12 protein-coding genes are annotated in these 9,456 nt (G+C 44.2%); 3 read left to right on the forward strand and 9 right to left on the reverse strand.

Annotated features, from left to right (window positions below; translation table 11 throughout):
- Window positions 1–49 precede the first annotated feature (49 nt).
- From VN379_RS09945 to VN379_RS09960, 4 genes are read right to left on the reverse strand one after another with little or no spacing between them, the layout of a single operon-like run.
- Window positions 50–955 (reverse strand): DNA-3-methyladenine glycosylase, encoded by a 906-nt coding sequence (locus tag VN379_RS09945; protein ID WP_325533324.1) that lies wholly within the window; start codon window positions 953–955, stop codon window positions 50–52.
- Entirely contained in the window at window positions 952–1,443 is a 492-nt protein-coding gene (locus tag VN379_RS09950) for a methylated-DNA--[protein]-cysteine S-methyltransferase (RefSeq protein WP_414714983.1), read from the reverse strand. Before VN379_RS09950 ends, VN379_RS09945 begins: the two co-directional genes overlap by 4 nt.
- Window positions 1,443–2,012, reverse strand: a complete 570-nt coding sequence (locus tag VN379_RS09955; RefSeq protein WP_325533326.1) for a bifunctional transcriptional activator/DNA repair enzyme AdaA — start codon at window positions 2,010–2,012, stop codon at window positions 1,443–1,445. Before VN379_RS09955 ends, VN379_RS09950 begins: the two co-directional genes overlap by 1 nt.
- 11 nt (window positions 2,013–2,023) lie before the next feature.
- Window positions 2,024–2,680 (reverse strand): heterodisulfide reductase-related iron-sulfur binding cluster, encoded by a 657-nt coding sequence (locus VN379_RS09960; RefSeq protein WP_325533328.1) that lies wholly within the window; start codon window positions 2,678–2,680, stop codon window positions 2,024–2,026.
- Window positions 2,681–2,814: 134 nt separating this feature from the next.
- Between VN379_RS09960 and VN379_RS09965 the strand changes: the two genes are divergently transcribed.
- Complete coding sequence (locus VN379_RS09965; RefSeq protein WP_325533330.1) at window positions 2,815–3,534, forward strand: DUF421 domain-containing protein; 720 nt, start codon at window positions 2,815–2,817, stop codon at window positions 3,532–3,534.
- 126 nt (window positions 3,535–3,660) lie between these two features.
- On the forward strand, window positions 3,661–4,683 hold the full coding sequence (locus VN379_RS09970) for a hypothetical protein (protein ID WP_325533332.1): 1,023 nt from the start codon (window positions 3,661–3,663) through the stop codon (window positions 4,681–4,683).
- Here the strand turns inward: VN379_RS09970 and VN379_RS09975 are convergent.
- The 3 genes from VN379_RS09975 to VN379_RS09985 form a co-directional block, all read right to left on the reverse strand.
- A complete protein-coding gene (locus VN379_RS09975; protein ID WP_325533334.1) occupies window positions 4,669–5,568 on the reverse strand; it encodes an AraC family transcriptional regulator in 900 nt (299 codons plus the stop codon). The two genes, VN379_RS09970 and VN379_RS09975, sit on opposite strands and share 15 nt — an antisense overlap.
- 61 nt (window positions 5,569–5,629) lie before the next feature.
- A complete protein-coding gene (gene fabF, locus VN379_RS09980) occupies window positions 5,630–6,859 on the reverse strand; it encodes a beta-ketoacyl-ACP synthase II (RefSeq protein WP_325533336.1) in 1,230 nt (409 codons plus the stop codon).
- A 255-nt stretch (window positions 6,860–7,114) separates the two neighbouring features.
- Window positions 7,115–7,693, reverse strand: coding sequence for a flavodoxin family protein (locus VN379_RS09985; RefSeq protein WP_325533338.1), 579 nt, complete (start codon window positions 7,691–7,693; stop codon window positions 7,115–7,117).
- 141 nt (window positions 7,694–7,834) lie between these two features.
- Between VN379_RS09985 and VN379_RS09990 the strand changes: the two genes are divergently transcribed.
- Complete coding sequence (locus tag VN379_RS09990; RefSeq protein ID WP_325533340.1) at window positions 7,835–8,218, forward strand: helix-turn-helix domain-containing protein; 384 nt, start codon at window positions 7,835–7,837, stop codon at window positions 8,216–8,218.
- A gap of 136 nt (window positions 8,219–8,354) precedes the next feature.
- Here the strand turns inward: VN379_RS09990 and VN379_RS09995 are convergent, their stop codons facing one another.
- Together VN379_RS09995 and VN379_RS10000 are read right to left on the reverse strand one after the other, a co-directional pair.
- Window positions 8,355–8,966, reverse strand: coding sequence for a LysE family translocator (locus VN379_RS09995; RefSeq protein WP_325533342.1), 612 nt, complete (start codon window positions 8,964–8,966; stop codon window positions 8,355–8,357).
- A gap of 7 nt (window positions 8,967–8,973) precedes the next feature.
- Window positions 8,974–9,432, reverse strand: a complete 459-nt coding sequence (locus VN379_RS10000; protein WP_325533346.1) for an Lrp/AsnC family transcriptional regulator — start codon at window positions 9,430–9,432, stop codon at window positions 8,974–8,976.
- Window positions 9,433–9,456 lie beyond the last annotated feature (24 nt).

A 9,456-nucleotide genomic window follows, 5' to 3' on the forward strand; every position in this document is an offset into this window, starting at 1 on the left:
AGGAGTGGAACCTATAAGTTCCACTCCTTTTGATTTATCTACTATTATATCACTTATAAAGGCTCCGCCACAAATAAAAGGTCGCATATGCTTCCCAGCCCCGCCAGGGCAAGGCCAGCCGCTGCAGGTCAGCAGGAGATGGCTTTTGAGCTCCCGCTAGACAGGCCTTCACAGCATTTTGTAATCCGGCATCACCTATCGGAAAAGCATTTAATTGCCTGAGGCATTTCAACAGCACATAGTCGGCTGTCCATTCCCCCACTCCCTTAAGACTTACCAGGCTGTTTTTCATAGCTAACGATGTTGGTTCACAGAGTAATTCTTCTTTGCTTAGCTGATTGCCCACAATGGCCTGGGCTGCACCAATGAGATAGGCTGCTTTCTGTCTAGAAAACTGCATCGGCAAAAAATCATCAACAGTTAAGCCTGCCACGATCTCCGGCAAAGGAAACAGCCAATGCTGACGGCCTGCGGAAGTGATCTGCTCACCAAATGCCTGTACAAAACGCCGTTTCAGATTATAGGCAAATGTTAAATTTATCTGCTGTCCGATAATGGCCCAGGCAATTGCCTCAAACAAATCAGGTATGCCTACAATGTGCAGCCCCCGGTAATGTTCAATCAATGGTGCCAGCATCACATCTGCTCGCGCCATTTCGTAAAATGGCCTAATATCTGTATCAAGATTAAACCATTCCACCACATATTGCTTTGCAGCATCCTGTAATATATCATCATCCTTATGCCCGGAAAACATGACTGCTAGTTTACCTGCCGCCGGTGCAGTTATCTTCAGTATCACCTGACATCCATTTACCCTAATTGCTTTATAAACGGTATCCTCTTCCACTATATACAAACAATCAAGTGGGGATAAACGAAGAAAAGCCACCTGCTCATCAAAACAGAATTCTGGTAATGTATCTATTTCGAGAGGCTGACCTGATCGATTCATGGGCGGTCACAATCTGCTTTTATCCTGCCTTTGCTCTGTTCAAGCATAAGCAATCTTTGTTTAAGACCAAGTCCGCCCCGGTAGCCTGTAAGTGACCCATTGGTACCAATAACGCGGTGACAGGGAATAAATATTGGAATTGGATTGCGGTTGTTGGCAAGTCCAACAGCCCTGAACGCCTTTGGGTTACCCACTTTTATCGCAATGTCTTTATATGACGCAGTTTCACTATAGGGTATCTCACAGAGTCTTGTCCAAACCTGTTGCATAAAGTCGGTGCCGTCAGGTGCCAGAGGTAGTGTGAATTCTTCAAGTGAACCTGAGAGATAATTGTAAAGTTGCTGAGCTGCTTCCTTAAGGACCGGAGTCTCATATATCACACTGTCCTGTGGTATCTGGTCTTCCGCAAAATAAAGATTTGTAATACTGCCCTGCTGTTCACTGATACCAATTTTACCGATGTCAGTCTGATAGAAATATAAAGCCACTATAAATCACCTCGCCTTTTTCTAAACTGATTAGGTGTAACGCCTATTTGCTCTTTAAAGCACTTATAAAAGTTAGATAAGCTGATAAAACCGGCCGTATAAGCAACCTCGAGAATATTACGGTCTGTTTGTTCAAGTAATCTTACTGCCGACTCCACTCTTATTTTTGTCAGATATTGTGCCGGGGTAAAACCGACATGCTGCTTAAATAGTCTGGCTAAGTGGGGTGAACTCACGCCAAGCTGTTTTGAAATCTCACCTACCTCGATTGACTGGTTATATTGTTGATCAAATATCGCTAACGCTTTCCTCACAAGCTCTATATCTGGTTCGAAAACGAGTACATCCGGACGGCATTTTTTACACGGCCGAAAACCGGCTGAAATTGCCTGATCTAACTTACTGAAGAAAACAACATTTTCGCGCCTGGGGGTTTTTGCCCTGCAGGCCGGGCGGCAAAAAATACCTGTCGTTTTTACCCCATAGAAGAACAGTCCATCACAGCTCTTATTGCACTCTGTCACGGCCTGCCATTTCACGCTATCAGGAATATCGCCTGTCTTTTCCATCAGCTTTCTCCTTATGAATGTACATCAATGAAGCGTTGTAATTCCTGGTGCCAAGCATCAGGCTCATATGTGCCGTTGGTAGTATCCTCGCCCCATAACAAATCAACTATATAGTGTGGCTTCTTCCCGCCAATGTGCATTGCTTTAATACAGGAAACACAATAGACTACCACATCTTCAACAGGCATTTCGTCTGCACGTTTTTTCATTTTCTCTTTGACCTGTACTAACGGTAAAGTACCATAAAAACTATCACCGCAACAAGTCGCTTGGGTTTGTGTATTTCGGGGTTCAATGACCTTTATATTCATCTTGGTAAGAAGCTTTCTGATTGCCCTATGCACACGTTCCTCCGTGCGTGTGGGACATGCATCATGAACAGACATTGTCATGCCCCGATAGTCTGGGAACGGGAATGTATTGCTTTCTGCTACTATTTCCCAAAGCGATATCGTGGAAATGCCCTCATACAGTTCTCTGTATCGTCTGTCACAACCTGCACAGGTATTGATTATCTTTGTTCCAGGTGAAAGCCGGGGATTATTTCTGCAACAAATCAGATGCTCAGCTATACCATCGGATTCTTTGTTTAAAAAATAGTGCATTCTTTTTGCAAGCTCCGGTTTATATAGTATGAGTGCACAACCGGGAGCATAAGCCTGCTTCATATTATTCCTCCTGATTACTCCGTATATCACACATTTTACATGAAAACCAGCCATAAATCTTCCTGTATTTTAACGGGCAATTTCAATATACTATCTTATTAAAGGGAGCGAGTTTTCCTGGGGGGAATTGTTTAATGACAGAGGCACTCTCTATAGGCATTCGCACTTTACTAATATTATTGTTTCTGCTGCTCGTTTCCAGAATACTAGGCCGAAGAACACTATCAGAATTGACCTTCTATGATTTTGTCATCGGTCTTGTCATTGGAGAAATTGGCGGTTCGGCCATCACTGATGCTGCTTTTAGTATCCATAACGGGATAGTTGCGATAACGGTCGCAACACTATGGGTTCTGGCTATTAATAAGTTATCCCTGCTATCGCTGCCAGCCCGGAAGCTTCTCGAGGCGGAGCCGCTGCTGGTAATACATAACAGTAAAATTTTAGAAGACAACCTGAGAAAGCGTTACTATAATGTCAATGACCTTTTAGAGATGCTTCGTAAGCAAGGGATCTTTGATCCCCAACAAATCGCATTAGCATTGATAGAGCCGGATGGTCAGCTTAGCGTCTTAAAGAAACAGGACTATCAAACCCCGACACTAAAAGACTTTAACCTTCAGAATCAAAACCAAATCTCATTGGAAACTTCACCAGGCACAGAGCTTATTATCGATGGAAAAATCATTGAGCAAGGATTGGTCCAAAGCGGATTAACCATTGAACAGTTACAGCAACAGCTAAACAACCTGGGAATTATTGATGTGGCTAACATAACCTTGGCAATGTTTACACCTGAGGGAAAACTCTATGTTGACAAGCGAAACGATGAACCTGGTGGCCATCCCAAATAAGAATCTCAAAAGTTAATAACAAAGCTCGTGCGACTTATAGTAAAGTTTGCACGAGCTTTGTTCGATAAGAGCAACAGTGAACCCTTACGTCATGCCGCAGAATATAATGACTGTGAGGTGATAACTATGCAACCTGTTATTATATATCCCCCTACGATCGACTGGGATTACCTTCACCAACGCCCGCAACAACTGCTTAAAGCCCTGGCAGGGCTTGGCTGCATCGGTATATTCTGCAATGTAAATCTGCATAAACGTCATCCTGATGGCATGATCAAACTCACAGAGAACCTGCTGCTGGCAAACGGTCAGGGATTTAATACAGCCGTAGAGTGGGCACGGGCTAGCTACCCTTGCCACCCTCTAATAGCCTACTTCACCTATCCGGCTCACATCAGGCAAATCCAGTCTGCAAGAATCGATCTTAGTATCTTTGATTCGGTCGATGAACCGGCTGACGAATTTGCTAATTGGCTGCCTGACTATGCCAAAGCTGTACAACAGGCAAATGTTGTTACTGCCACGGCCTGCTCGCTTGTAAACAGAGCCCGTTCGATCGTAAAAAAGGAAATTCACTTTCTCCCCAACGGCTGTGATTACGACCATTTTAAGCTTGCGCAAACTCGCCATCCTATCAACTGGCCACCCTTCAATGGGAACAAGCCCATTATCGGTTATATCGGGGCTATCGCGCCCTGGCTGGATATGAAATTAGTCAATTCCATGGCCAGGTGCTTGCCTGATTACGAATTTGTGTTTATTGGTTCATTATTGTGCCAAAGATCAATAGCCTTTACCAATGGCAATATGCACTACCTGCATCACCAGGATTACTCCCATTTACCCCGCTATCTGAGTAATTTTAGTCATTGTCTAATCCCCTTTAAGATTACGGAAATGACCAGAGGGGTTAACCCGGTAAAATTCTGGGAGTACCTTGCCAGCGGCATCCCCATTCTGAGCACCCCCTTACCGGGGCTCTCCCATGAATGTGTTACCATCATCACTGAGGATCTGTTTCCTGGTTTTTCACCGCCAATTGATAAGCAAGGACGCGCTGCCAGAATTCAGTTAGCCCGCGAAAACTCCTGGACAGACCGGGCCCATAAACTACTAAAAATTATTTGCAGTGAGTTAGAGTGTGGTTAATGTTCGGTCACCATCCACAATCGGCTGATAGATATCCAGTTCACAATAATTATCCTTGGATAAATTGGTATCAATAACTTCAAACCTAAAAGTATCGGCAAATTTATAACCAGAATTGAAAATCCACTTAGAATACATATGCACAAGCAACCGCCCTACTTGCCTGCCATTAATGTCATCCGGACGAAAAAAACCGATAAAACGAAATACAACATATTTATGGGCAGGTATCAGAATCCCTTCCATGCCTTCAGGGGTCTGCTTATAATCATGTACCTGAATGGACGGCATGTAATAGATACAGCCTTTGTCATTTTCACTCCAGTCTGTATAGCCGAAGTAAACCTGCGGATCAACAGCGTTGCTGATCCGCTGCTTCTCATTGTAAAAAAAATCACGGCCATACAAGTTGGCCACCCGGTCACCTGATTTACTCATGATCTTATGCTTTATTCCCACAAGGCCAAATTTCTGTTTAAACATAAAAAACGGCTTGTATATTACAGAGTTATCAACTGACATAATCTCATCAATATTTAGCTTCTCCTGAATAACTAAAGACATTGGTTCTGATCTTACTTTTAAAGGCGTAAATCCGAACTTTTTACGAAAGGCCCTAATAAATGATTGTTCATAATCAAAACCGAAATCCATAGCAATATCAATGATTCTCTTATTCGTATCTTTAAGTTCAGAAATACTGGCTGAGAGCTTGCGGGATTGAACATACTCCATCAGGGATTCTCCAGTCAACGACTTAAACATCCTGTGCAGGTGATATTTTGACATCCCACAGGAAACAGCAATATCATCCAGCGTGATCTTCTTATAGAGATTATCTTCAATATAACAAATACACGTTGCGATAGTTTCTTTCAAATCCATACTGCCCGCCCCCTAGCCCTCTGTACAAATCCAGTTTAGGTCTCTGAAATAAATCTTATAATCATTGATAAGCCTTAATAACCAAGGTGGCATTATGTCCGCCAAAGCCAAAGGAATTTGTCAGCGCATGTGAAACTTTTGCTGCTTTACCAAGATTCGGGATATAATCCAAATCACACTCAGGGTCTGGATTCTTATAGTTAATCGTCGGCGGCAGGAAGCCTTCCTTTACTGCACATGCAGTAATTATTGACTCAACTGCCCCTGCTGCGCCAAATAAATGGCCTGTCATTGATTTCGTAGAGCTTACAGCCAATTGATAGGCATGGTCCCCGAAAACAGCTTTGATCGCAGCCGTCTCGCTTTTATCATTTAACTCAGTTGAGGTACCATGGGCATTAATATATTGAATATCTGCCGGGCTTAGACCAGCATCAGCCAGAGCCAGGCTCATACACGCCGCACCACCTGCTCCCCCTGGCGCAACTGCAGTAATGTGGTACGCATCATTCGTACAGCCATAGCCTGCAACCTCGGCAATAATATCAGCCCCCCGTCCTAACGCATGATTAAGTTCTTCGAGAATAAGGACCCCGGCTCCTTCCCCCATAACAAATCCATCCCGTTCCATATCGAAGGGCCTGCAAGCAGTAGCAGCATCCGGATTTGTTGTCATCGCCTTACTTGCATTGAATCCTGCCATCGCCAATCGGGTAATGGGCGCCTCAGCCCCGCCGGCAATCATAACATCAGCCGTATTGCGCTGGATTACCCGATAGGCATCACCGATTGCATTTGTCGATGAAGCACAGGCAGTTACAACACACTCGACAAAGCCCTTAACCCCAAACTTAATCGCAATCATGCCAGCCGCCATATTGGGTAACATCATGGGCACCATGAAGGGACTGACCCTGTCTGCACCCTTTTCTAAGAGTACATTATGTTGATTCTCCAGGGTCTCCAAACCACCGATGCCTGAGCCGATGATCACACCGGCCCGCTCACTGTTGGTTATTACTAAACGTGAGTTCCCGATCGCCATTTGGGTAGCGGCTACGGCATACTGGGTAAACCGGTCCATTCTCTTAATCTCTTTTTTCTCAATAAAACTAGTGGGGTCGAAATCCTTTATTTCTGCCGCAACCTGGGTGGACAAACCGGCCACATCGATCCGTTCAATACGACTAATACCGGATTGTCCATTCTTAATCGAATGCCACAGCTTATCTGCTCCTAATCCCAGGGAGGTAACTGCCCCCATCCCGGTAATAACCACACGTCTGCTCATCTGTAATCCCCCATTCTTTTTATTATTGCCGCAGTCTGCATAAAAGCATCCGGCCTCATTCTTACTGTTGCCTACACCACAAAGATTACCTTGATAACACTTAACAACTGTAACATACACCTAACAGCAAAAATGAACAACTATTGCTTTTATCAAGAAAAAGGGGACACTCTGGTAATATAAAAAACCGCGAATATTCGCGGTTTTTTATATTACCAGAGTAAGCGGAGCCTGCCCTCATCCATTCGGTGACAATTAACTATTGAGTTTTTTCAGCGTATGCGCCATATTTTTACCTAACGTTTGGAATGTTTGGATACCCTCATCATCTTTTTGGATGTCCCCCGGCTCCAAGGCCAGCGTCATATTCCAGTAGCTCGAACTGGGAATAACCATTTCAGCAATGCCAAAAAAGAAATTGATGGCAGAATAGGTGAAAGTAGAGCCTGCCCGCCGGACAGAAACTACTGCAGCACCGACTTTCCCCCTGAGCAGATCCCCACCATTTGCTTTGGCAACAAAACCACAGCGGTCAATCAGCGCTTTCACCTCTGTGGAAACATTACTGAAATAGGTGGGAGAGCCAATAATAATTCCATCAGCCTCCTGAATCTTTTGAATGAACGTATTCATCTCGTCATCCTGCCGAATACAGCGATTGTCCTTGGTCTCCCAGCACTTTCCGCAAGCAAGGCAACCATAAACCTTACGCCCGCCAAGTTGAATAACCTCAGTATCAATTCCTTCCTTGTTTAATTCCTCAAGTACGATTTTGATACCCTGCGCAGTATTTCCGTTTACCCTCGGGCTACCATTAAAGGCAATTACTTTCATTATGTACCCTCCTATATTTTCATTTTTTGGGTTTTCCTAAGCTATATCTTTTGATATAATTATAATTACTAGTATACAACCAAGCAAGTACGCACTTATTTGTATCCTAGTATCTATTTGGATACTGAGAGGATGGTAACTATGATTCATTACAAAAATACCGAATATCAATGTTCGATGGAACTGACGCTGGAGCTCATCGGCGGGAAGTGGAAATCGCTTATTCTATGGTATCTTGGTGATAATACCCTGCGGTTTAGCGAGCTTAAAAAAGCCCTGCCTAAAGTTACGCAAAAAATGCTGACCCAGCAACTCCGGGAATTAGAACAAAGCGGGTTGGTGTATCGCTATATATATACCCAGATACCGCCCAAAGTAGAATATTCGCTCACAACATCCGGCAAAAGCCTCTTACCTATTTTGGCCTCTCTCTGCGAATGGGGTCAAAATTATGTGAATGAGGTTGAGCCATCCAACCAGCAAACAAGTTGCCAGGCATCAAATCAACTATCTACAACGCGTTAAAGTTCTGCAGGCGGGTGGTGTGTTGGCAAAAGCGGAAGTCAAGCGCCAGCGGTGGAGCGTTGTCAATACACCACCCGCCTGCGCCTGCAAACTCTTTACTGCGGAATATATAAGCATCTTTGGAATAGCGATCTGTCTAAATGGTAATTAGGCTCAATATACCAAATCCAGCTATTATTATTCCTGAAAGTTGGTTAATCCAGGTCAGTCGCCGCTGGTCAAAGCTCGCTCGAAGCATAACCACCATTCCACTTAAGGTCACCCACCACAGCATTGACCCAATAAATACTCCCAAAACCAATATTCCGGCTGCGTTGTAATTGCCGGCAGTCTCACCGATCCCTAATCCTGCAAAAACAGCGGCAAATGACATGATCGTGAGCGGATTAGTCATGGTTAAGAAAAAGGCAGATATATAGGTTGCAAGAAGTCTTTTGTCGCCCGCCTTGGCCGCTACCTCTCCTGGTATTGATGTAAATGTGGTATAACCCAGATAAAGTAAAAATAGTCCGCCAAATAAGCGCAAATATGATTGATGATCAAGGAAAAATGCGGAAATGGCAGTTAAACTAAAAGCAGCAATACAACCATACAGGGCATCAGCCGTTGCTGTTCCCAGACCGGAAAGACAACCATTCAGCATCCCCTGAGAGAGTGTGCGGCGAATACAAAGTACGCCAATCGGCCCCACCGGGGCTGCTATAGAAAACCCTAGTATTATACCTTTAATAAGAAAAATCAGTTCCAACGTTCTTCTACCCTCTCTCTGGTTTTATTGGCAATACCGGCGTTTCTTTGATTGTAGATAAAACTACAGTTGTACGGGTTCTGATACCTGGTAAAGACTTTATTTCTTCACTGATTAACCGCTCAAGGTCGCGGGTACTTGTACACCGTACTTTTAAAATATAATCTTCCGCACCTGCAATATGATGACACTCCTGTATTTCAGACACGATTTGAACCATCTTTAAAAACGCCGGTTTCTGCTCCGGACGATCCAAAGTAACTGCTATTAAAGCAGCCAGACCATAACCGATTGCCTCAGGATCGATCAGTGCAGCATAACCTTTGATTATCCCTGATTCCTCCAGCTTACGAACCCTGTCAGCAGCGGCAGGAGCAGACAACCCAAGAAGTGCCCCCAGGTCTGCCCAGGTTGCCCGTGCTTGCCCCATAAGCCGCTGTATTACCTTTAGATCATTATTATCCAAATAACTACACCTTCTTTTATAATG

This window comes from Sporomusa sp. (genome assembly GCF_035561255.1).
Lineage (GTDB): Bacteria > Bacillota > Negativicutes > Sporomusales > Sporomusaceae > Sporomusa.

Excerpts from the sequence above, each read along its gene's own strand:
- VN379_RS09955 (WP_325533326.1), bottom strand. The coding sequence starts at position 2,012 with ATGGAAAAGACAGGCGATATTCCTGATAGCGTGAAATGGCAGGCCGTG.
- VN379_RS09960 (WP_325533328.1), bottom strand. The coding sequence starts at position 2,680 with ATGAAGCAGGCTTATGCTCCCGGTTGTGCACTCATACTATATAAACCG.
- VN379_RS09990 (WP_325533340.1), top strand. The coding sequence starts at position 7,835 with ATGATTCATTACAAAAATACCGAATATCAATGTTCGATGGAACTGACG.
- VN379_RS09965 (WP_325533330.1), top strand. The coding sequence starts at position 2,815 with ATGACAGAGGCACTCTCTATAGGCATTCGCACTTTACTAATATTATTG.
- fabF (WP_325533336.1), bottom strand. The coding sequence starts at position 6,859 with ATGAGCAGACGTGTGGTTATTACCGGGATGGGGGCAGTTACCTCCCTG.
- VN379_RS09945 (WP_325533324.1), bottom strand. The coding sequence starts at position 955 with ATGAATCGATCAGGTCAGCCTCTCGAAATAGATACATTACCAGAATTC.
- VN379_RS09975 (WP_325533334.1), bottom strand. The coding sequence starts at position 5,568 with ATGGATTTGAAAGAAACTATCGCAACGTGTATTTGTTATATTGAAGAT.
- VN379_RS09985 (WP_325533338.1), bottom strand. The coding sequence starts at position 7,693 with ATGAAAGTAATTGCCTTTAATGGTAGCCCGAGGGTAAACGGAAATACT.
- VN379_RS09970 (WP_325533332.1), top strand. The coding sequence starts at position 3,661 with ATGCAACCTGTTATTATATATCCCCCTACGATCGACTGGGATTACCTT.